Here is a 21,718-nt window from a genome sequence, read left to right on the forward strand (position 1 = left end):
CGCTTCTGCTTTTCTTATTGCTTCATTTTACTTAAACTGGAATCAGAATGCAAATTGCCTAAGTGAGGCTTTTTTTAATTATATACTCTTTTCAAAAAGTTATAAATGTTGAGAAAATAAATATCCCGCCATATAATGGATAAGAAAGCGCATACATAGCACTTGGGGGGGTACTCATGGATTTCAATTTAACATCAGAGCAGGAAATGATAAAAAAGACAATTAGGGAGTTTGCCGATGAGGTAGTAGCGCCAGGTGCCTTGGAGAGGGACCGTACAAAACAGTTCCCTCATGAAATTTTTAAAAAGCTTGGAGAAATGGGCATTATGGGGCTTCCTTTCCCTGAAGAGTATGGCGGTGGCGGAGCGGATACAATAAGCTTCGCGATTGTAACCGAAGAGCTTAGCAGGGCATGCGGATCTACCGGGATCACATATTCAGCCCATATTTCCCTTGGCGGCGCGCCAATCAATATGTTCGGGACCGAGGAGCAAAAACGGAAATACCTCGCCCCTATCTGTACGGGCGAATCCTTCGGAGCTTTTGGCCTAACAGAGCCAAACGCTGGTTCCGACGCGGGCGGAACAAGGACAGCTGCAATAGAAGAGAATGGTGAATGGGTCATCAACGGGAGTAAGTGCTTTATTACAAATGCAAGCTATGCAAAGCATCTGGCTTTGACCGCGGTAACTGGCCAATCAGAAGGAGGCAAGGAAATTAGCGCCATTATTGTTCCTACGGATGCAAAAGGCTTCAAGGTTATCGACAACTATGAAAAAATGGGCTTGCATTCATCCAATACAACGGAACTTGTCCTTGAAGATGTAAGGGTTCCGGCCGAAAATCTTCTTGGGAAAAGGGGAGAAGGGTTCAAGCAGTTCTTAATCACCCTTGACGGAGGCAGGATTGGAATTGGGGCGATGGCTGTCGGAATCGCTCAGGCAGCCTATGACAAGGCACGCCAGTACGCGAAAGAAAGAAAGCAGTTCGGCAAGTCGCTTTCTTCCTTCCAGGCCATCCAGTTCAAACTGGCCGATATGGCGATGAAAATCGAATTGGCTAGGACAATGGTGTATAAGGCTGCCTGGCTTAAAGACAAAGGTAAGCCATTTACGAAGGAAGCGGCGATGTGCAAGCTGTATGCATCGGAAATTTGCATGGAGGTCACCGACCAGGCTGTCCAAATCCATGGTGGGTACGGCTATATGAAGGACTATCATGTTGAGCGGTATATGAGGGATGCGAAGCTGCTGGAAATTGGTGAAGGAACATCGGAAATTCAGCGAATTGTGATAGCAAGGGAGATCGGCTGCAGCTAATTCAGGTAGTATGGCATCTTAAAAAGAGGCTGGCTGGGATATTTACAGCCAGCCTCCTTTTTTCAAAAAAAGGATTACATTCTTTACAAGATGGGGAAAAGGCAAGATTCAGTATTCACCAGAATAAAATGTGACAAAAGTAACTTAAATGCTTTTCCTTCTGACAATAATGGGCTAAAATAGTAGTTGTTTGAATATTACACGCATTTGTTCGTACATAAGGGAGGGGTATTTCATGAATCGCAATCCAGTAATTCCATTTATTCTAATCATGGTAATGGGAATCGGGTTAATGTTCTTGCTTTCCTTCAAGGGGCTTGGCGACATGAAGGAAGTTGCTGATGGCGATAAGAAGGGCGGCGAAAAGTCTGAGGTAGCCGCAACGCCTGAGGAACTTTACAAATCCGCGAGCTGCATCAACTGCCACGGGGGCAATCTCGAGGGAGGTATGGGCCCTAAATTGGACGATGTCGGTTCAAGGCTTGATGAGGCAGAAATTAAGGATATCTTGCTAAACGGAAAAGGTACTAGTATGCCTGGCGGTCTTGTAAAGGGAGCCGATGCTGACGCCATGGCCAAATGGCTTGCCGAAAAGAAATAATATCCAAATATGAAAGCTGCCCGGTCCTTTCGATGGGCAGCTTTAACATTTACCATGTCCTTTGCATCTGTAAAGGACTTTTTTTATACTTGTAGAAGACGTCAAATGGAAAAGTGGTGCTTAATTTGAATGTTGAACAATTATCAAAACGCCTTGGGACAGTTGCTTCTTTTATCCCGAAAGGCGCGAGTGTTGCCGATATTGGCTCTGACCACGCCTATTTGCCTTGCCACCTGGCGAAACAGGGGCATATTACCTCGGCTATAGCGGGGGAAGTGGTTAAGGGGCCTTACGAGTCCGCGAAAAGGCAGGTGGATGCAACAGGCCTTCAGGATAGGATAGAGGTCAGATTGGGAAGCGGTCTCGATGTTCTTAAACCTGGGGAAGTCGATTGCATTGCGATAGCGGGAATGGGAGGAGCACTGATTTCCGATATTCTGGAGGCTGGAAAAGAAAAGCTTCCAGGTGTAAAAAGGTTGATTCTTCAACCTAATGTCGGGGCCAATTCTGTCCGTGCGTGGCTCTACAGGAACGGTTGGGAGCTTATTGATGAGGCCATTCTTGAGGAGGACGGCAAAATTTATGAGGTGCTGGCGGCGGATAAAGGGGATCCCGAAGCTCCATATAAGGCTGATATGGAACGAGGGCTTTTATTTGGCCCGTTTTTGCTAAAACGTAAAGAAAGTGTCTTTATTAAAAAATGGAGTCTTGAAAAAGAGAACTGGCAGAGGGTGCTGTCCCAGCTGGATAAGGCTCAGCCGTCGGCGGAAGTAGATACGAAGAAAGAAGAATTGTTTCGCAAGATCAGGATGGTGGAGGAGGTACTTGCAAATGAAAAAAATAAACGGGCATGAATTGATTCGGCTGATGGAATCTTTTTCACCAAAGGAATACGCCATGGAGGGGGATCGGATCGGCCTGCAGATTGGACAGCTGAACAGGCCGGTTGACAAGGTTTTGATTGCCCTGGATTTGGTTGAGGAAGTCGTTGACGAAGCGATTGAAAAAGGCGTACAGCTAATAATCGCCCACCATCCGCCAATTTACAGGCCATTGGCGAAACTTGCAACCGATACGCCCCAAGGGCGGATTTTTGAAAAATTAATCAAGCATGACATTTCCGTCTATGCAGCCCATACGAATCTAGACGTAGCCAACGGCGGCGTCAATGACATGCTCTCTGCAGCCCTAGGCTTGGAAAATCCCGAAGTGCTAGTCCCTACATATGAAGAACAGTTGAAAAAGATTGTCGTTTTTGTACCGCACGAGCATGCTGGCCAGGTAATGGAAGCGATGGGGAATGCCGGTGCCGGCGCAATCGGCAACTATAGCCATTGCTCTTTTTCAACAGGAGGGACGGGAAGGTTTCTTCCGGGGGAGGGCACCAATCCGTTCATCGGAAGTGAGGGAAGGATTGAAGAGGTTGAAGAAGTTCGGATAGAAACCATTGTGCCCGTAAGGCTGGCGAAAAAGGTTGTGAGTGCCATGACTAAGGCTCATCCTTATGAGGAGCCTGCCTATGACGTTTACCCGGTAGAAAATAAAGGGACCACTCTAGGCCTAGGCAGAATTGGGACAATTAAAGAAATAACACTTCGTGAGTTTGCTGAAAAAGTGAAAGCGGATCTTGGGGTGGAAGCGGTTCGGGTTGTTGGGAATCTTAATGCCAAGGTGAAAAAAGTGGCCGTTCTTGGCGGTGATGGGAATAAGTATTTTTCCCAGGCGAAATTTAAAGGTGCGGATGTGTATGTTACTGGGGATATATACTACCATGTCGCCCAAGATGCTCTGATGCTGGGGCTGAATATCGTCGACCCGGGGCACAATGTTGAAAAAATAATGAAAAAGGGTCTTGCTTCCGTCCTTGCAGGCCTTTGCGCGGAGGCGGGCTATGACGCGGAAGTCCTTCCGTCGGAGATTGATACTGATCCATTCAATGTTATTTAAGAAAGAAAAAAACCGGCTGGCTCAGCCGGTTTTTTAAATTAAAGTTTTAGTTCAGGATTTTTTACTTTTGGAAGGATTTTGGAAAGCGGGACATTTTTTGTTCTGTCCCACGTTGCAGGGTCTTCCGGATCATACTGTTCAAGGAAGGAAATGACCTCCTTCGTAATCGGCGTTGGAGTCGAAGCTCCTGCTGTAACCGCCACGGTGGAAGCATCCTTCAGCCATTCAAGGTCAAGCTCTGTGATATCGGCGATCCGATAGGCCTTCGTTCCCGCGATTTCTTCTGAAACCTGGGCGAGCCTGTTGGAGTTATTGCTTTTTGGATCTCCTACGACAATCAGGACATCCGCTTCGCCCGCCTGCTCGGCAACAGCTTCCTGGCGTACCTGGGTGGCCATGCAAATCTCCCTGTGGACTTCGGCATGAGGGTATTTTTCTTTTACCCTATCCATGATATCGGCCACATCCCATTGGCTCATCGTCGTCTGGTTTGTAACGATGATTTTATCGTGCTTAATTTCAAGGGCATCTACATCAGCGGAAGTTTCGACAAGAAAGACGGTACCTGGCGCCGCAACGCCAACAGCGCCTTCTGGCTCGGGATGGCCCTTTTTACCGATATAAATAACTTTATAACCTTCCGCTTCTTTTTCGCGGATTAGTTCATGCGTCTTGGTGACGTCAGGGCAGGTGGCGTCAAGGGAGACAAGCCCCTTTTCCTTAGCCAGATTACGAACTTCCGGAGAAATTCCGTGAGCGGTGAAAATGACCGTTCCCTTATCGACCTTTTCGAGTATTTCCCTTCTGTTGTTGCCATCCAGGGTAATAATGCCTTCCTCGGCAAACGCATCCGTAACATGTTTATTATGGACAATCATTCCCAAGATATAGATAGGTCGGGGAAGTGATTTATCTAATGCCGCATTTCTGGCAATGACCATGGCATCTACAACGCCATAGCAATAGCCCCGCGGGGAAATTTTAATGACTTTCATAACAGTGCCTCCTGTCAAGGTCTGACTCAATACTATGTATATAGTATATAGGAGTTGGAGAAATACTTCAAAGTGTAAAAAATCACAGGGCAAATGGAAGCGGGCACCATATTGGCGCCCGCTAGGATTAATTTAGAAACTGTGTTAAACCATGAAAATTATTTCTCTCCGTAAAGAAAACTTCCAAGTATCATCGTCGGTGTCAAAGTTATTAAAAAAAGAGTTTTGGCCTAGATTTTCCCCTTGGAGGTTCTGACTTGGTTTCCCCGGCCGGTTTTCCTGTGGAATGAACGGGATTATATTTTTTGCGGCTTTCCTGGGGCTTGTTTGAAGCTGCTGCCTTTGCCTGGCTGGTTCCCTGTGTTTCTTTTACGGAAGCTTTGTCTGAAGGGGTTGCTTTGTCACCATCTGCATCTTTAAGGCCGCGGTACAATTTCCACATGGCAGGCAGATTTTTGAAGAGCGGTCCGTACTGTTCAATTAATGGGCCAAATTGTTGGGCGGTGTTAAGTACATTTTGGGTATTCGCAAGAAAAGTATTAATTGCATCCGGATTTCCAAGCGTCTTCAGCACAGAACTGGCCCCTGCTTCGCCTGCGGCAGCCCCTCCACGCCCGGCTGCCGCCCGGGTTGGGCCAGAGCCAGACCTGCCAAACAGCCTTGCAAGGAGTCCTCCCCCTCTCGACGGCTGTCTTTGCATTTGGTTCATCGGACCCATAATGGGTGGCCGTTGCGGGCCTGGAAATCCCGGCTGCCTTCCGAACGGCGGCCCTCCCATTGGCATCCGTCCGAATCCCCCTTGCCTCCGCATATACGGAATAGGTGGCATCATGACAGTCTCCTTTCAAAAAATATCCTCTTTTTAAACTATGCAGTTTTTTCAATAATGTTAAGGAACCTAATTAGAAGGAAACCTTAATGAAAAGCATGGAAATTGTAAAAGATGAAACTAACATCGTTTCTGGTGGAGATTTAGCGGAAACTCTACTATAATTACAGGATGGATAAGAATGTTCCATCAATTGAGCATAAGGAGCAATAAAATGAGTGGAAACCAATTTGAACGATTCAAGCTTAAACCATTTCTTATAGAAGCCGTGGGGTCGCTAGGCTTCACAAAACCGACTGAAATCCAGGAACAAATGATTCCTGCCGCCCTGAAGGGAGAAAGCGCGATTGGGCAGTCAAGGACAGGGACAGGAAAAACTCATTCATACTTGCTGCCGATTCTTGATAAACTTGACCCGGGACGCCAGGAGGTACAGGCGGTCATCACCGCTCCGACAAGGGAATTGGCGAGCCAGATTTATCACCAGTTTTTAAAAGCAGCCGAACATTACGACGGTCCCGAAGAAATCAGGATCCGCAATTACATCGGCGGAACGGACAAGCAAAAGACGATCGAGAAGCTGAAAGTCCAACCGCACATCGTTGTCGGGACTCCTTCCCGCATCAATGACCTTATTCAGGAACAGGCTTTATTCGTTCACACCGCAGGAACGCTTGTGATCGACGAGGCCGATTTGATGCTGGACATGGGCTTTCTGGAAGATGTCGACAAGATCGCTTCAAGAATGCCTGAGAAGCTTCAAATGCTTGTCTTCTCGGCGACGATTCCTGAAAAGCTAAAGCCTTTTTTAAAAAAATATATGGAAAACCCAAAATATATCCATATCGAGCCAAGAAAGAAAGCCGCGGAAAACCTGGAGCATTGGCTATTGCCTTCAAGGCATAAAAACAAAAAAGAAATCGTATTGAAGGTTCTCCGTGCCTTCAATCCGTACCTGGCAATCGTATTTACAAATACAAAGAAAATGGCTGACGAAGTAGCGGACTACCTGATCGGCCAGGGGTTGAAAGTTGGCAGGGTCCATGGCGACCTCAATCCGCGCGAACGAAAAAAGATGATGAAGCAAATCCAGGATTTGGAATATCAATACATTGTGGCGACCGACTTAGCTGCTCGCGGAATTGACATTGAAGGTGTCAGCCATGTAATCAATTATGAGTTGCCGACTGATCTGGATTTTTATATCCACAGGGTTGGCAGGACGGCAAGGGCCGGTTATTCCGGCATCGCTTTAACCGTATATGATACATCGGATGAAGACGCCCTTAATAGGCTGGAAAAGATGGGTATCAGCTTCAGGCATGTTGACTTCGGGAAGGATGGCCTCGTTGAAATTGCCGAACGGAACAAACGGAAAAGTAGAAAGAAAACGGCGGATGAAGCCGATAGGGTTGCCAAATCGATGGTCAAGGCGCCGGGCAAGGTGAAACCCGGCTATAAGAAAAAGATGAATGCCGAAATAGCCAAAATAAAGAAAAGGCAAAGCCGGCTGAACAAAAAGAAATAGGCAGGGGAAAAGGACCTGGCGGAAGGAGAAGCGAATATGTTGAAAATTGGCTCTCATGTATCGATGAGTGGGAAGGATATGCTGCTTGCGGCCAGCAAGGAAGCTGTATCCTACGGTTCAAATACATTTATGATTTATACCGGGGCTCCGCAAAATACAAGACGGAAAAAGATTGAGGAGCTAAATATTGAGGCAGGAAGAAGGCATATGGAGGAGAACGGAATCGATGAGATTATCGTCCATGCTCCTTACATCATCAATATCGGGAATACGGTCAATCCGGCAACATATGAATTGGGTGTAAACTTTTTGCGTTCCGAAATCGAACGGACCGAAGCGATTGGTGCTACGCAAATCGTCCTTCACCCGGGCGCCCATGTCGGCGCAGGTACGGAAGAAGGCATCCGGAAGATTGTTGAAGGGTTGAACGAGGTGCTGACCGGCAAGGAAAAAGTTCAGGTAGCTCTTGAAACAATGGCCGGAAAAGGGTCGGAATGCGGAAAAACGTTCGAGGAGCTGGCGATGATTATGGACGGGGTTATCTATAATGACCAGTTGTCCGTTTGTTTTGATACTTGCCATACACACGATGCGGGCTATGACATCGTAAACGACTTTGACGGCGTCCTTAATGAATTTGACAAAATCATCGGGATTAACAGGCTGAAAGTCCTTCATATCAACGATAGCAAGAATGCTGTTGGAATGAGGAAGGACCGCCATGAAAATATCGGATACGGCCATATCGGCTTTGATGCGCTATCCAAGATTGTCCATCATCCCCAATTGATCCACGTTCCAAAAATTCTTGAAACCCCATATGTCGGGGAGGACAAGAAAAACCAAAAGCCTCCGTATAAGCATGAAATCGAAATGCTTCGGAACAAGGTTTTCGACCCAAGCCTGAAAGGCCTTCCGGCACATGTATAGCCATCAGCTTTGGTAAAAAGGAACGGATTATAAATATGCGCCAACAAGTTTTAGAAGCCTCCTGTCTACGCTCCAGGGCGCAGGGCAGAAGGCTTCTTTTGTTTGGATTTTTAACTCGTAAATTTTAGAAAAAGTTTATTTACTTCCCGGGCTGTATCAGGGCCGGAAATTTTGGCGATTTCTTTTATAATTGAAGTTCTTTGGGCGTTATCAAAAATATTAACGTGGCTTCCTCTTAAGTATGTGGCAATCTTGTTTGCCTGGCCTTTGCTGATGGCTATCTCGAACTGGGCTGCGTAATTGAGCAGTTCGTCCGTTGTTATTGTGTTGATTTTATGGTTGATAATATTTTCGAAAATTTTCATTCTTATCACTCCCCTTCCTAATGTATGTTCATCTTGGAAAAACAGTGCAAAAAAATACCTTTGGGGATGGGCGGCTTTACAATAAGCCCTTACTGGGTTATACTACAATACGTAAATCGGAATGATTCTTAAAATTAAGGTGATTATATGGCAGTTCCAGTTATAGAAACAAGGGCGCTTTCTTATCGTTACGAAAAGGAAAAAGTCCTTGAAGATATCAATCTAACCGTACCAAAAGGTGCTTTTCTCGGAATAGTTGGACCAAATGGATCCGGAAAGTCAACCCTTCTGAAATTGATCCTCGGTCTCCTCGATCCCCAGGAAGGGGAAATTCGGCTCTTCGGGAAACCGATTGGCTCTTTTTCCGCATGGGATAAAATAGGGTATGTTTCCCAAAAGGCAAACTCATTTAATTCAGGCTTTCCCGCTACCGTTGAGGAAGTTGTCTCGAGCGGTCTGACAAAGAAAATCGGCCTGTTCCGTTTTATGCGCGGCAGTGACAGGGAAAAGGTTCAAAAAGCCCTGGAATCCGTCGGAATGGCTGAGTTTTCCCGGAAAAATATCGGGGAGCTTTCTGGCGGCCAGCAGCAAAGGGTGTTTATCGCAAGAGCCCTCGTTAGCGACCCGGAACTGCTGATTCTGGATGAGCCAACAGTAGGCGTCGATGCGAAGCGCGTCGATGTGTTTTATGACATGCTTGAAACATTGAATAAAGAGCAGGGAATCACCCTTTTGCTCGTGACACATGATATTGGGACTATCTCCGAAACGGTTTCACACGTTGCCTGTCTGAATAAATACCTCCATTTCCACGGTGAAGCGGGCGAATTTAGTGAGCTTGCAGAAAAAGGGCTATCCGAGATTTACGGACACGGTATCCATCTTCTTGACCACCATCATCATGAGGAGGCGGGAAGATGATAAGCGGAATCCTACGTTATGAATTTTTGCAGAATGCGTTTCTTTCCGGGGCCCTCATTGGGATAATCGCGCCGCTTTTGGGAGTATTCATTGTGGTCAGGCGCCTGTCACTCATCGCGGATGCATTAAGCCACGTTACTTTATCCGGCATCGCCGCAAGCCTCTTTATTGAGAAAAAGCTAGGCCTTTCAGGAGCTATCAATCCTTTGTATATGGGTATGGCATTTTCGGTGGCTGGGTCCCTGTTCATTGAAAAACTGCGCGGCGTGTATAAGCATTATCAGGAGCTGGCCATTCCTATCATCCTCTCCGGAGGGATTGGGATAGGTATTATTTTCATTTCGCTCGCTGATGGATTCAATTCCGATCTTTTTGGCTATTTATTCGGGAGCGTTACGGCTGTCAGCCGGGTGGATGTCGTGACTATTGCAGCTATCAGCGTGTTTGTTGTTACGGTTGTTGCCTTGCTCTACAAGGAATTGTTTTTGTTATCATTTGACGAAGAACATGCAAAGGCATCAGGCATTCCTTCAAAGGCAATCCATTTTGTTTTTATTGTAATGGTCGCACTTGTTATCGCAGCGTCCATGAGGATTGTCGGCATTCTCCTCGTTTCGTCGCTTATGACTCTTCCGGTCGCGGCTAGCATGAGAATCGCAAAGGGCTTTAAGCAGGCAATCTTTTTATCAGTGGCGTTTGGGGAAGTTTCGGTTTTTGGCGGCCTTTTTGCCGCTTATTATCTCGATTTGGCACCAGGCGGAACGATTGTCCTTCTGGCGATTGCGATTTTGGCTGGCGTGATTATTTTTAAAAAAGCGGGCTTAAAGAGAAGATTCGCACAGGGGTGATTGGAATGGATGTTAACGAAGCGCTTGATTTTTTAAAAGAAAAAGGATATAAGCATACTGGTAAAAGGGAAGAAATGCTCCAGTTGTTTTCAGATAGCGATAAATATTTAACAGCGAAGGATGTCCTTGAGAGGCTTAAGGGGGAGTACCCCGGCCTCAGTTTCGATACGATATATAGAAATTTATCCTTATTTGCCGAGTTAGGAATACTTGAAACAACGGACCTTTCGGGAGAAAAGCATTTTCGGTTCACTTGCTCAAGGACTTCGCACCACCACCACTTTATCTGCCTGGATTGCGGGAAGACCAAGGAACTTGGGACATGCCCGATGGAGGGGCTTGGTGAAGACCTGAATGGCTATGATGTCTCAGGACATAAGTTTGAAATATATGGAAGATGCCCTGAATGCCTATAAAACAAAAAACAGCCCATGAAGAGGCTGTTTTTTATTTCCATTTTTTTATCCAATCATTTGCTTCATGCCAGCTCGCAATTCGTATGACGCCTTCTGGAATGGGGTCGCGGTTATACGGTGTATCGAATAATAAAACAGGAATCCCGCATTCCTCATGGATGGAAACCGCATTATCATGCTTGTCCTCTAAAAATAAATCGACATTGTATTTTTTGGCTGTCGCGATTTTGTTGTGTGTTCCAATCAATTCAATATGGTGAAAAGACAGTTCGTTTTCCGTGAACCATTGCCTTGTCAAATCAAGCAAATGGGATGCCCTGGCACTAATAAAATAAAGCTCGAAGCTGTTTGCCCACTCTTTGAGGACTTCCTTGGCACCTTCAGCAAGCGGGGATCTTTTGTAAATTTCGGGCTCCGCCCCTTTAAACCATTCGGCAAACTGTTCCTTTGGAATGTCCACAAGATGCAAAAGATCGTATTCCTTCACATCATCGAGAGTAACATTAAGCTTAAACTCTCTGTTTATATAAGGCAAAATGCTTGAAGGCGATGTTACTGTCCCATCGATATCAATTCCAATTCTTTTCATGTATGAAAACTCCTTTTGTCACTATCAGTCCGCCAGCCGGCAGTTATCATCTTATTTTACCAAAAATCCTATGCTTTGTAGTCCATGCAAAGATTGACATAGTAAAAAAAGCGGGCAAGTAAACACTAAGAAGGCTCCTACCTTTTGAAAGCGAGGGATTTTAGGTGGCCGATCAATCAAGGGATAACAACACGATGCAGCAAAATTACAGCCAGGAAGGGCAACGTTCCAACTATAACGAAGAAACCTCCACAGAATCAGTCGTGCTACTTCCGGCACCCACCGGTACACCCGGTATGAATTCTACCGCTGCTACTCAAACAGCAAGCAACACCGGCAATAGGGAAGAAACTGCGGCAGAGATAGCGGCTCCCGTCCCAATCCGGCAAAATCGGAGAGAAGAGCGGGCTAGCGAGGGTGGAATGGACCAAGAAACCGCAGGAGGAATGCTTGGATTTGCCGCACTTGCACTATCGATTTTGTCCTTGTTCCTCATGCCGGTTATTCTCGGTGCAGCTGGAATCATAGTTGGATTCTTGGCTATGCGCAGGGGTGCGACTAAATCAGGCGGATGGGCAATTGGCATCGGTGCGATTTCTCTTATCATCGGGATCTTTATTACCCCCTTTTTCTAGCTGTAACAGGGGCAATGGAAAAGAGGCCAGGCAATTGCCGGGCCTCTTGACTATTATACACCTTGTTCCTCAAGAGCCTTCTTTTTGAAGTATTCCTCCGCGAGGACGTCAATTTCCTTTTTAAGTTCCTCTACCATTATTTCTTCAGGTACTTTCCGGATAATTTCGCCATGTCGGAAAAGCAGTCCCTCACCGCGGGCTCCCGCAATGCCAATATCCGCCTCGCGCGCTTCTCCTGGTCCGTTAACTGCACAGCCGAGCACAGCGATTTTAATAGGTGCTTTGATTTTCGAGATATATTCTTCAACCTCGTTGGCAATGCTGATTAAGTCGATTTCAATCCTGCCGCATGTCGGGCAGGAAATAAGGGTTGCGGCATTTGAAGAAAGGCCGAATACCTTCAGAAGTTCCCGGGCGACTTTCACTTCCTGTACCGGATCAGCGCTTAGGGAAATCCTCAGAGTGTTGCCTATCCCCATATTTAATAACGCACCAAGGCCAGCAGCACTTTTGACTGTACCCGAGAAAAGAGTTCCTGATTCGGTAATCCCCAGATGGAGCGGGTAATCAAATGCCCTGGCAGCCTTCTCATACGCTTCAATAGCAAGGTTTACGTCCGATGCTTTCATCGAAACGATGATGTCATGGAAATCGAGGTCTTCAAGGATTTTGATATGGTGAAGCGCACTTTCAACCATTCCATCCGCAGTTGGATAGCCATATTTCTCAAGAATCCTTTTTTCCAGGGAACCGGCATTAACGCCAATCCTAATTGGAATGCCGCGTTCTTTCGCCGCTTTTACGACCGCTTCCACTTTTTCGCGCCTTCCGATATTTCCCGGATTGATCCTTATTTTATCGGCTCCGCCTTCAATCGCTTTTAATGCAAGCTTGTAGTCGAAGTGGATGTCGACAACAAGGGGGATATTGATCCGTTTTTTGATTTCGGCAATCGCGTTCGCGGCCCGCTCATCCGGGCATGCCACACGTACAATCTGGCATCCCGCGTCTTCAAGCCTTTTAATTTCAGCGACTGTAGCCTCGACATCGTGGGTTTTGGTCGTGGTCATGCTCTGTATAATAAGCTCGTTGTTCCCGCCGATTGTCAAGTTTCCAACCTTTATCGGACGGGTTTTGGTTCGATGTATAATTTCATTCACGTGCAGTTCGCTCCTTTAAGTACCGTTTGAAGTAATACTTTTATATAAGCAATACTTCATTATTTTATCAGTAGCCGGCCAATCTTACAAGACAGGGAGCTTTTTCAGCGAGTTTCCTACCGTTCATAATCCGGGAATCGGTACTCCTTCCCGATCTGAAGAAGTTCTGACGAAACTCCCGGATTAAGTATCTTAAAGTCGGCAATCAATTTGTCGATCGATACATTCGGACTTTTTCCCTGCCTATCTTCTACAATCGAAAGTAAAGTCTGGCCGGGCTGGACAATCGCGGTAAAGTTTGCTATTTCAGGGGTGGATGGCCCGAGGTTTTTTTGGGGAGGAGCGGCATTTGATACGGCTAGTGTGCCGGCAGTCAAATCAACATACATGCTGACAAATAAGGCAGCAAAGAAAAGCGCGGCAATCAATTGTTTCATAGGACAGGCCTCCAGCGCGATTTTTTTCATATTTATATGCCGCTTTTAGAAAAATAGTACAGGGGAAAGTAAAAATAGCAGCCCCAGAGGAAGCTGCTATTTTTGAGAAAAACCTTGATTATGCTTTTTTCGGAGCAGGTGTTTCATTAATTGCAAGGTAAAGGACAATTGCGGATACGAGCCAGTTAATTAGGAAGCCATTTGGGACAGGTGTTTTAATGGCTTCCATGATCGTAAAGAAAACTGTTGAAATCGTCACGCTATAAGCTGCCATCCTCCATAAGTGGCCGTAATTCAGGCGTCTTCCGCCAATATTTTTCAGGATCAGTCCCATCATCGCCAGGACGCTGATTTCAATGAATTTCATTGCTGACGATAAGAGATAGATGAAAATAAACGCGATTGGCAGGATAATGTAGGCAGCCCCATCCAATGAAGCAAAAAAGTCGACGAAATCCTGTTTGCCCACTTCCGTAGCATCAATCATGGAATAGGGATAAGTCTGGACGTTACCGCCAGCCGAAAGGGCAAACTCATCCTTCAATAGTCCAAAAGCATTCCCTGTATCCGCCAAGTCCTTGCCGCTGACCGAACCGGTCGGATCCACTGTTATTGAAAATCCATTATGTTCTATCGTGACAGGCAGATTGTTTTCCGTTTCCAAGATCCCATTTTTTATTGTAAAATCAGGCATTTCTTCCCTAATGATTTCCTCGGCAGCCTGTATCCCATTCGTGATTGCGATGCTAAAATGGTAAAAGGTAGGCAATACCGACAGCAATGTCAAAAGAAACACATAGAGAATCGTTTTGCCAATCCCCTGAAACCGGTAAATGGCAATGTCCCTTGGGGAATACATACTTTTGTACATTTGTTTAAAAACATTCATGAAAACACACCCCTAACAAGTTTCAGCCCTTTCATTTTATCTCTATATAGTTGTAATCACAAGCACAAAAAGCATGTATACAGTGTGTAGCAGGCCGGGGTAAAGGGGTAATAGGATATTATCTTGGAAAAGGAGCATATGTAATGGAAAGCATTATTTTGGGAATCGTTATTTTATTATTCATTATTGCATTTGTCGGCATTTTCTTCCCGATTATTCCGAGCGTCCTGTTCATATTCGCGGGATTCCTCGTGTACGGTTTCTTTGTTTCATTTGAACCGTTCAACTGGTTTTTTTGGATCATTCAAGGGATGTTTACAGTGTTGCTGTTTATTGCCGACTATGCCGCAAATGTTTTTGGCATTAAAAAGTATGGAGGATCGAAGGCCGCAGTTTGGGGGAGCACGATTGGCCTCATTACCGGCCCGTTCATTTTGCCTTTCGCAGGAATCCTTCTTGGTCCGTTTATCGGTGCAATCGCAGCCGAAATGCTTGTTAACAGGAAAGGGTTCACTGACAGCGTCAAAATTGGATTTGGTTCAGTAATTGGGTTTATAGGAGGGGCTGCGGCAAAAACCGTAATTCAGGCGGGGATGGTCGCATACTTCCTCTTCCTGGTCCTATAGTTTTTCTAAACCCAAACGCAGTAATATCTGGGCCCTTCAAAGAGGGAAGAAAGGCTCATTGAAGCAAAAAAAGAATGCCTGTCCCCACACGAGTGTGCCGACTGCTAAATCGGCAAAACGTTCGGGGCCAGGCACTATGTGTACGTCCATGAAGTACACAATATAAGAAATTCTATTCGGTGTCCAAAAACTACTGCTTTCTCGATTGCTAATTCAATCCACAAATTTCATAGGCGCAATTTTGGCAGTCAACTTCCTGCCTTAAATAGGAAAGATTTTTTACGGTAAACTTTTGTTGATCATAGCTGATTATTCCGTTATCTCTCAATTCCTTCAGGCTTCTTTGTATAACTTCCCTTGTCCCGTAGGTTAAATTGGCGAGTTCCTGGTGGGTAAGAGGGAGGTCGATCAGGATGCCATCCTCACTAGGGACACCATAGGAATTGCACAGGCGGATCAAAATGGAGTATAGCCCCCCTTTTTTTCCGTTCATAATGAGATCCTGGCATTTCATCTGCGCCTTAAGGTAGGACGTACTCAGCCACGAGGCCAGTGATAACATTGCGTTGGGGTCGTTCGTCACGAATTCCTCGAACTGTTCTCGCTTTATAGCCAGGACTTCACAGTCTGTAAGCGCCTTGGCGGAGAAATGGTAGCGCGAAAGTGGCTTGAACAATTGATATTCGACAATCATTTCTCTCTCGTTAAGGATTTTCAGGATGAATTCCTTTCCTTTTAAGTGGACACGGCCAATTGCGGCGCTCCCCTTTTGAATGAGATAAATATGCTCGACGCGGTCCCTTTCATGGAAAAGGACAGTTCCAGCTTTAACCTTCTGGATCGGTTCTCTGCCCCTAAAAAAGTGATTCAGCAAATTATACAAAGAAACATGGTTTTCCTGCATGTCCGCAACTCCTTTTGTGCCATCACTTTGATTTAAAAAGATTATTTCCAGCATGTCAACATCGGTTTTACAATAATTGGAATAAGATTGCGGGAGATATGACTTAAATCGTTGACAACCCTGGATATTTCTGAAAATGACAAATTACCGAATTTTTTAAGCAATGTAAAAATGATTGAATGAAATAGAAGCAGAAGGGGAACGGTATCAATGTCCACGAGCGTTTCATTTGAATCGAAAAGAAAATTTTGCTAATCTAAAGTTGCTTAAGCTTAGGGAATTTTCAAAAAACGAAACTATTACATAGGAGGAGTTGTCCATGGCATTCGAATTGCCTCAACTACCTTATGCGTATGATGCGCTTGAGCCGCACATCGATAAGGAAACAATGAATATCCACCACACCAAGCACCATAACACATACGTTACGAACCTGAATAACGCACTTGAAGGAAATGAAGAGCTTCTTTCCAAAACAGTTGAAGAAGTCATTTCCAATCTCGATGCTGTCCCGGAATCAGCAAGGACCGCGGTCCGGAACAACGGAGGAGGCCATGCGAACCATAGCCTTTTCTGGCAAATCCTTTCCCCGAATGGCGGCGGCGAGCCGTCAGGAGATTTGGCGGATGCCATTAACAGCAAATTTGGCAGCCTTGAATCCTTCAAGGAAGAGTTTGCAAAAGCCGCTACTACCCGCTTTGGGTCTGGATGGGCTTGGCTCGTTGTCAATAACGGCGCGCTTGAGATTACAAGTACACCTAACCAAGACTCGCCTCTAATGGAAGGAAAAACTCCAATCCTTGGCTTGGATGTTTGGGAGCATGCATACTATCTTAAGTACCAAAACCGCCGTCCAGAATACATCAATTCATTTTGGAACGTCGTTAACTGGGACGAAGTAACGAAACGCTATAGCGAAGCGAAATAAGAATGGAATAGGAGCGGAAAAAGGCAGAGCATATCTGCCTTTTTTCTTTTGGCTTTTTTAGGGGGAATAGAAAATAGGCCGCTGTTGAAGACTACCTTTAAGAAAAAAGGGAGTTTTCATATGGCAAACAAACTTCGGATTCTAGGGGAATTATCGATTACAAGGGACCTTGCTCTTTTGCTTGCCCTTGGGGGTCTCTACTCTTTAAGTGTCGCATTATCCAATTCGTTCGTGAATATTTACTTATGGAAGCAATCAGGTGATTTTACCGAAATCGGCTTATATAATCTCTCCATTGTCGTCCTTCAGCCGCTTACATTCATCCTTGCGGGGAGATGGGCGAAAAAGGTTGACCGAATCATCGTCCTCCGTACAGGTGTCATTTTTCTTGCCCTGTTTTATTTATCGGTTCTCGCCGTCGGTTCAGGGGCATCCAGAATGCTAATGGTTCTCGGAGGGCTACTTGGGATTGGTTATGGTTTTTACTGGCTTGCCTTCAATGTTCTTACATTTGAGATCACTGAGCCGGAAACAAGGGATTTTTTTAACGGCTTCCTTGGAATTCTTTCTTCAGCGGGTGGGATGATAGGGCCGATTGCTTCCGGCTTCATTATTACACTAATCGGTGGAATGAAAGGTTATATGGCTGTATTCGGATTATCCCTTACGCTTTTTTCCCTTGCGGTCGTTCTCAGTTTTTTCCTAAAAAGGCGGCCCTCCGAAGGGAAGTATGCCTTTAAGGAGGTATTAAACGAGCGAAAAAGTAACCAAAATTGGCGGTTGATTACGAACGCCCATCTTTTCCAGGGATTAAGGGAAGGCACATTTGTGTTCGTCATTTCGGTTTATGTATTTTTATCAACTGGAAGCGAACTATCACTCGGAACATTCGGATTACTTAACTCTGGAGTTTCTTTTATAGCGTACTTCGCCGTTTCAAGGTTGATTAAGAAGAGAAGGCGGAAAAAAGCCATCCTTCTTGGCGGCCTAATTTTGTACGCGGCAGTTTTTCTTATTGTTAAGGATGTAACGTTCGCAAAATTGCTCGTTTATGGCTCAGCGATTGCAATCGCCTACCCACTCCTGCTTGTCCCATATATGTCGATTACATATGATGTGATAGGCAGGAGCTGGAAGGCTGCCGAAATGCGTATCGAGTACATTGTTGTTCGGGAAGTATTTTTGAATATTGGACGGATACTTTCAATCATGGCGTTTCTATCTGCCGTGACCCTTTTTGACTGGCACAAAAGCATCCCGGTCATCCTTCTTGTACTGGGGGCGGGGCATAGCTTCATTTATTTTTTCGTTTGCAAAGTCCACCTTTCTTCCCCTTAAGGGTAAAGCTCCTTGGGTCTTTGGAGCCATTTTCAACTTTTCAGATAGGATGTGGCTGTTGGAAAGGGATTCCAGATAGAAAAAGTTTTCACTTTCAGATAGAATAAGGGTTAGTGAAAATGTAAAGGAAAGTGTGAGTCCATGGTAACGAAGAAAAAAAAGAAGAAGGCGCATGTTCCGTTCAGGTTAAATATGCTGTTTTTCGCTGTGTTTGTCCTTTTTTCAATGTTGATTTTACGGCTGGGCATTGTCCAGATTGTCTATGGTGATGACTTTAAGCGAGAGATTGAACGAACCGAAGATATAACGGTTAAAAATCCTGTTCCCCGTGGGAAAATGTTCGATAGAAATGGAACCATTATCGTTGACAACTCACCGTTAAATGCAATCACCTACACAAAATACCAGGGAACGTCTCAGGAAGAAATGCTTGAAGTGGCACGTAAACTTGCCAAGCTGATTGACAAGGATCCGAAGAAGCTTCAGAAACGGGATAAAGTCGATTTTTGGCTTTTGACGCACAAGGAAGAGGCGGAAGAGAAAATAACGGAAAAAGAATGGGAAATGTATGACAATAAAGAATTAAAGGATGCTGATATATACAAACTTCAGGTCGAAAGGGTAACCGATGAAGATATCAACAGCCTTTCAAAGGATGAGCTGGAAGTCGCCGCGATTTTTCGGGAATTTAATTCCGGCTATTACCAGTCTCCACAAATCGTGAAAAATGAGAACGTCACCCCGGAAGAATTCGCTTTAGTAAGCGAAAATCTTGAGGATTTGCCGGGGGTCGATACGACAACCGACTGGACACGCCGGTACGCATTTGGTGACACGCTGAAAACAATACTTGGGAACGTCACAAGTTCAGACAAAGGAATTCCTAAGGAACAGCTGGATTATTATTTATCGAGGGATTATAGCCGGAACGACCGTGTCGGGATTAGCTATATCGAAAAGCAATACGAGGAAGTGCTTCAAGGCCAAAAAGCCAAGGTGAAAAACAAAACCGATAAGTCAGGGAATATCCTTGGGACAACAGTTGTTTCCGAAGGGAAACGAGGAAAGGACCTTGTCCTGACTATCGATATGGAGCTTCAGCGGGAAGTTGAAAAAATACTTGAGGAAGAATTATGGAAAGCCAAACAGAACAGCAATTCCAAACTCCTTGATCGGGGATTCGTCGTCCTGATGAACCCGCATACAGGCGAAATCCTCACGATGGCGGGCAAAAAGATCGAGAAAAACCCGAAAACCGGAAAATACGAGATGAGCGACTACGCTTACGGAACATTTACCACTTCCTATAACGTGGGCTCAACTGTTAAGGGCGCAACTATCTATGCAGGCTTCAAGACCGGAGCGATTAAGCCTGGGGATAGGTTCCTTGATGTACCGATGGTCATTAGAGGGACAAAACCAAAGGGTTCATGGAGAAGGACGGGATTTGGCGTTATAAATGACCTCCGCGCTCTTCAGATATCATCGAACGTTTATATGTTCCATACCGCGATTAAAATTGGACACGGGTCTTATGTTTACAATCAGCCCCTCCGCATTAGAAATGAAGGATTCGATATTATGCGGGGAATATACGGCCAATTTGGGCTTGGCGTCCGGACGGGAATTGACCTTCCAAATGAGGCTATCGGCTATCCAGGAAAAATTGATCCGGGCAAGCAGCTTGACCTTGCTATCGGGCAGTATGACACTTATACCGCAATGCAGCTGGCTCAATACGTTTCTACGATCGCAAATGGCGGAACGAGGATTCAACCCCGTATTGTAAAGGAAATTCGTGAGCCGCTAATGGAATCAAATGAGCTTGGCCCGATCATCCAGGAAATCCAGCCGAAGATCCTGAATAAGCTCGATGGGAATGAAGAATGGCTCAAGCGGGTCCAGACTGGTTTCAGGATGGTCATGCAAGGGGACGGTACTGGTTCCCGGAAATTTGGAAATGCCCCGTATAATCCGGCAGGTAAAACAGGGACAGCCGAGGCTTTTTATGATGGATTTGAGCGGAAGAAGTTCGGGAAGATTCCGCCTCAGGTCATGAACCTGAGCCTTGTAAGCTACGCGCCTTACGATCAGCCCGAAATTGCGATGTCGGTTCTGATTCCGTGGGCATACCAGGGTAACAATGGAACCTCTTACAACAATGAAATCGGTCGAAGAGTACTAGACAAGTATTTTGAAATGAAGAAAGAACGCGCCTCAGGCGAATCCGGGCAGAACAATGAAGCAAATGAAAACACAAATGAAAATGAAAATGAGCAGCAAGCTGCCTCTGGCCAATAGGCTATTAGAACCGTCTCTTCAGTGAGGCGGTTTTTTTTTTATCTTTCAGGGAATAATAAAATCGAAGTTTATGGAAAACTGAAAATAAGGTAATCAGCCTATCTAAGAATTCGGCTTGAATTATAAATTCTTTAAACAAATTTACAAACTGTTTACATTTGATTAAAACCCTTTTAACACTAAACCTTTATTCTGAAAATGCAAGAAAAAAAAACAATTTCATCAGGGGGTAAAATTGAAATGAAACTTGTCAAAAAGCTCGGAATGGTTTTAATGCTTGCCGCGGTAATGGTTGTTGCAGCCGCTTGCGGAGGAGATAGCAAAGACAATGCTGAAGGCCTTGAAGGCAGTGTCGTCATTGATGGTTCCGGAACAGTATTTCCGTTCATGGCCAAAATGGGCGAAAACTATATGGGTGAACAGGAAAATGTATCTGTCGAGGTCAGCCGGGCAGGAACGTCTGCCGGTTTTAAAAAATTCCTCGTGAAAGACGGAACGGATTTCAATAATGCCTCACGTTCAATAAAAGATGAAGAAATAGCTGAAGCAGAAAAACAGGGTATCGACGTTGAGGAACTGAAAGTCGCGCTAGATGGAATTACAATTGTAATCAACAAGGACAATGACTGGGCGAAAGAACTTACGAAGCAGGAAATCATTGATATCTTTACAGCAAGCAAAGGTAAGAATAACTGGTCAGATGTCCGCCCAGACTTTCCAAACGAACCAATTAAAACATATGGCCCAAATGAAAACCACGGAACATATGAATTCTTTTTCGAAAAAATCCTTGAAGAACAGGACCTTCCAGAAAAAATTAACCTGCAGCAGGATTACTCGACTTTAGTGGACCTTGTTTCAAAAGACAAAAATGCAATCGGATTTTTTGGCTTTGGTTACTATGATAACAATAAGGACAAACTCTCTGCTGTAAATGTCGATTTTGGCCAGGGGCCGGTTGAACCGTCACTAGATACAATCAAGGAAGATGGCGATTATGCAGAATTCACTCGTCCAGTTTTCACATACTTGAACGTAAACCATGCGAAAGAAAAGCCTCAAGTGCTTGATTATGCAATCTACACTATGGAAAACGCACAAGAGGTTGCCAAGGAGACAGGATTTGCGCCACTGTCTGATGAAGATAAGCAAGCAGCTCTTGACGCCTTGAATGCCTTGAAAGAATAGTAAAAGATAATTTATTGGTGCACT

At 45.2% G+C, this 21,718-nt stretch carries 23 protein-coding genes; 15 read left to right on the plus strand and 8 right to left on the minus strand.

Features of this window, described 5'->3' with window-relative positions; translation table 11 throughout:
• Positions 1 to 176 precede the first annotated feature (176 nt).
• The 4 genes from RB160_RS18915 (at position 177) to RB160_RS18930 (ending at position 3,867) form a co-directional block, all read left to right on the plus strand.
• The gene (locus RB160_RS18915) at positions 177 to 1,319 is read left to right on the plus strand and encodes an acyl-CoA dehydrogenase (protein WP_316571995.1); all 1,143 of its coding nucleotides are present in this window, start codon (positions 177 to 179) and stop codon (positions 1,317 to 1,319) included.
• 235 nt (positions 1,320 to 1,554) lie between these two features.
• Complete coding sequence (gene cccA, locus RB160_RS18920; RefSeq protein WP_316571996.1) at positions 1,555 to 1,920, plus strand: cytochrome c550; 366 nt, start codon at positions 1,555 to 1,557, stop codon at positions 1,918 to 1,920.
• A gap of 125 nt (positions 1,921 to 2,045) precedes the next feature.
• Entirely contained in the window at positions 2,046 to 2,774 is a 729-nt protein-coding gene (locus RB160_RS18925; protein WP_316571997.1) for a tRNA (adenine(22)-N(1))-methyltransferase, read from the plus strand.
• Entirely contained in the window at positions 2,752 to 3,867 is a 1,116-nt protein-coding gene (locus RB160_RS18930; protein ID WP_316571998.1) for a Nif3-like dinuclear metal center hexameric protein, read from the plus strand. The genes RB160_RS18925 and RB160_RS18930 overlap by 23 nt, the downstream gene beginning before the upstream one ends.
• Positions 3,868 to 3,905: 38 nt before the next feature.
• Here the strand turns inward: RB160_RS18930 and RB160_RS18935 are convergent, their stop codons facing one another.
• On the minus strand, positions 3,906 to 4,862 hold the full coding sequence (locus tag RB160_RS18935; protein ID WP_316571999.1) for a 4-hydroxy-3-methylbut-2-enyl diphosphate reductase: 957 nt from the start codon (positions 4,860 to 4,862) through the stop codon (positions 3,906 to 3,908).
• Between the two features lie 211 nt (positions 4,863 to 5,073).
• On the minus strand, positions 5,074 to 5,694 hold the full coding sequence (gene vrrA / locus RB160_RS18940; RefSeq protein WP_316572000.1) for a VrrA/YqfQ family protein: 621 nt from the start codon (positions 5,692 to 5,694) through the stop codon (positions 5,074 to 5,076).
• A gap of 211 nt (positions 5,695 to 5,905) precedes the next feature.
• Between vrrA and RB160_RS18945 the strand changes: the two genes are divergently transcribed.
• Together RB160_RS18945 and RB160_RS18950 are read left to right on the plus strand one after the other, a co-directional pair.
• Positions 5,906 to 7,219 (plus strand): DEAD/DEAH box helicase, encoded by a 1,314-nt coding sequence (locus tag RB160_RS18945; protein WP_316572001.1) that lies wholly within the window; start codon positions 5,906 to 5,908, stop codon positions 7,217 to 7,219.
• A gap of 36 nt (positions 7,220 to 7,255) precedes the next feature.
• Complete coding sequence (locus tag RB160_RS18950; RefSeq protein ID WP_316572002.1) at positions 7,256 to 8,149, plus strand: deoxyribonuclease IV; 894 nt, start codon at positions 7,256 to 7,258, stop codon at positions 8,147 to 8,149.
• A gap of 110 nt (positions 8,150 to 8,259) precedes the next feature.
• Here the strand turns inward: RB160_RS18950 and RB160_RS18955 are convergent, their stop codons facing one another.
• Positions 8,260 to 8,514 carry a DUF2624 domain-containing protein gene (locus RB160_RS18955; protein WP_316572003.1) on the minus strand — a complete coding sequence of 85 codons (255 nt, stop codon included), beginning with the start codon at positions 8,512 to 8,514 and terminating at the stop codon, positions 8,260 to 8,262.
• 147 nt (positions 8,515 to 8,661) lie between these two features.
• Between RB160_RS18955 and RB160_RS18960 the strand changes: the two genes are divergently transcribed.
• Genes RB160_RS18960 through zur form a run of 3 tightly spaced genes read left to right on the plus strand, consistent with a single transcriptional unit; the run spans position 8,662 to position 10,699 of the window.
• Positions 8,662 to 9,435, plus strand: coding sequence for a metal ABC transporter ATP-binding protein (locus tag RB160_RS18960; RefSeq protein ID WP_316572004.1), 774 nt, complete (start codon positions 8,662 to 8,664; stop codon positions 9,433 to 9,435).
• The gene (locus RB160_RS18965; RefSeq protein ID WP_316572005.1) at positions 9,432 to 10,283 is read left to right on the plus strand and encodes a metal ABC transporter permease; all 852 of its coding nucleotides are present in this window, start codon (positions 9,432 to 9,434) and stop codon (positions 10,281 to 10,283) included. Before RB160_RS18960 ends, RB160_RS18965 begins: the two co-directional genes overlap by 4 nt.
• 5 nt (positions 10,284 to 10,288) lie before the next feature.
• Positions 10,289 to 10,699, plus strand: coding sequence for a zinc uptake transcriptional repressor Zur (zur, locus tag RB160_RS18970; protein WP_316572006.1), 411 nt, complete (start codon positions 10,289 to 10,291; stop codon positions 10,697 to 10,699).
• A gap of 31 nt (positions 10,700 to 10,730) precedes the next feature.
• On the opposite strand, the gene RB160_RS18975 is transcribed toward zur, so the two are convergent.
• Positions 10,731 to 11,288 (minus strand): 5' nucleotidase, NT5C type, encoded by a 558-nt coding sequence (locus RB160_RS18975; protein ID WP_316572007.1) that lies wholly within the window; start codon positions 11,286 to 11,288, stop codon positions 10,731 to 10,733.
• 164 nt (positions 11,289 to 11,452) lie between these two features.
• Here RB160_RS18975 and RB160_RS18980 point away from each other — a divergent pair, with 164 nt between their 5' ends.
• Positions 11,453 to 11,923, plus strand: coding sequence for a DUF4190 domain-containing protein (locus RB160_RS18980; RefSeq protein ID WP_396954745.1), 471 nt, complete (start codon positions 11,453 to 11,455; stop codon positions 11,921 to 11,923).
• Positions 11,924 to 11,976: 53 nt separating this feature from the next.
• Here RB160_RS18980 and ispG read toward each other — a convergent pair whose 3' ends face one another.
• The 3 genes from ispG to RB160_RS18995 all read right to left on the minus strand — a co-directional run bounded on the left by ispG (position 11,977) and on the right by RB160_RS18995 (position 14,409).
• Positions 11,977 to 13,083, minus strand: a complete 1,107-nt coding sequence (ispG, locus tag RB160_RS18985; RefSeq protein ID WP_396954746.1) for a flavodoxin-dependent (E)-4-hydroxy-3-methylbut-2-enyl-diphosphate synthase — start codon at positions 13,081 to 13,083, stop codon at positions 11,977 to 11,979.
• Between the two features lie 116 nt (positions 13,084 to 13,199).
• Complete coding sequence (locus RB160_RS18990; RefSeq protein ID WP_316572008.1) at positions 13,200 to 13,520, minus strand: hypothetical protein; 321 nt, start codon at positions 13,518 to 13,520, stop codon at positions 13,200 to 13,202.
• A gap of 118 nt (positions 13,521 to 13,638) precedes the next feature.
• Positions 13,639 to 14,409: a DUF1189 domain-containing protein gene (locus RB160_RS18995; protein WP_316572009.1), complete on the minus strand. Its 771-nt coding sequence runs from the start codon at positions 14,407 to 14,409 to the stop codon at positions 13,639 to 13,641.
• Positions 14,410 to 14,552: 143 nt separating this feature from the next.
• On the opposite strand from RB160_RS18995, the gene RB160_RS19000 reads away from it, so the two are divergent.
• Positions 14,553 to 15,035 carry a DUF456 domain-containing protein gene (locus tag RB160_RS19000; protein WP_316572010.1) on the plus strand — a complete coding sequence of 161 codons (483 nt, stop codon included), beginning with the start codon at positions 14,553 to 14,555 and terminating at the stop codon, positions 15,033 to 15,035.
• A gap of 208 nt (positions 15,036 to 15,243) precedes the next feature.
• Here the strand turns inward: RB160_RS19000 and RB160_RS19005 are convergent, their stop codons facing one another.
• Positions 15,244 to 15,939, minus strand: a complete 696-nt coding sequence (locus tag RB160_RS19005; protein ID WP_316572011.1) for a Crp/Fnr family transcriptional regulator — start codon at positions 15,937 to 15,939, stop codon at positions 15,244 to 15,246.
• A gap of 319 nt (positions 15,940 to 16,258) precedes the next feature.
• On the opposite strand from RB160_RS19005, the gene RB160_RS19010 reads away from it, so the two are divergent.
• The 4 genes from RB160_RS19010 to RB160_RS19025 all read left to right on the plus strand — a co-directional run bounded on the left by RB160_RS19010 (position 16,259) and on the right by RB160_RS19025 (position 21,694).
• Positions 16,259 to 16,867: a superoxide dismutase gene (locus RB160_RS19010; RefSeq protein ID WP_316572012.1), complete on the plus strand. Its 609-nt coding sequence runs from the start codon at positions 16,259 to 16,261 to the stop codon at positions 16,865 to 16,867.
• 120 nt (positions 16,868 to 16,987) lie between these two features.
• On the plus strand, positions 16,988 to 18,205 hold the full coding sequence (locus tag RB160_RS19015) for an MFS transporter (protein WP_316572014.1): 1,218 nt from the start codon (positions 16,988 to 16,990) through the stop codon (positions 18,203 to 18,205).
• Between the two features lie 141 nt (positions 18,206 to 18,346).
• The gene (locus RB160_RS19020) at positions 18,347 to 20,506 is read left to right on the plus strand and encodes a peptidoglycan D,D-transpeptidase FtsI family protein (protein ID WP_316572015.1); all 2,160 of its coding nucleotides are present in this window, start codon (positions 18,347 to 18,349) and stop codon (positions 20,504 to 20,506) included.
• A 240-nt stretch (positions 20,507 to 20,746) separates the two neighbouring features.
• On the plus strand, positions 20,747 to 21,694 hold the full coding sequence (locus RB160_RS19025) for a PstS family phosphate ABC transporter substrate-binding protein (protein ID WP_316572016.1): 948 nt from the start codon (positions 20,747 to 20,749) through the stop codon (positions 21,692 to 21,694).
• The last annotated feature ends 24 nt before the right edge of the window (positions 21,695 to 21,718 follow it).

This window comes from Neobacillus sp. YIM B06451, assembly GCF_032667185.1.
GTDB lineage: Bacteria > Bacillota > Bacilli > Bacillales > Cytobacillaceae > Bacillus_D.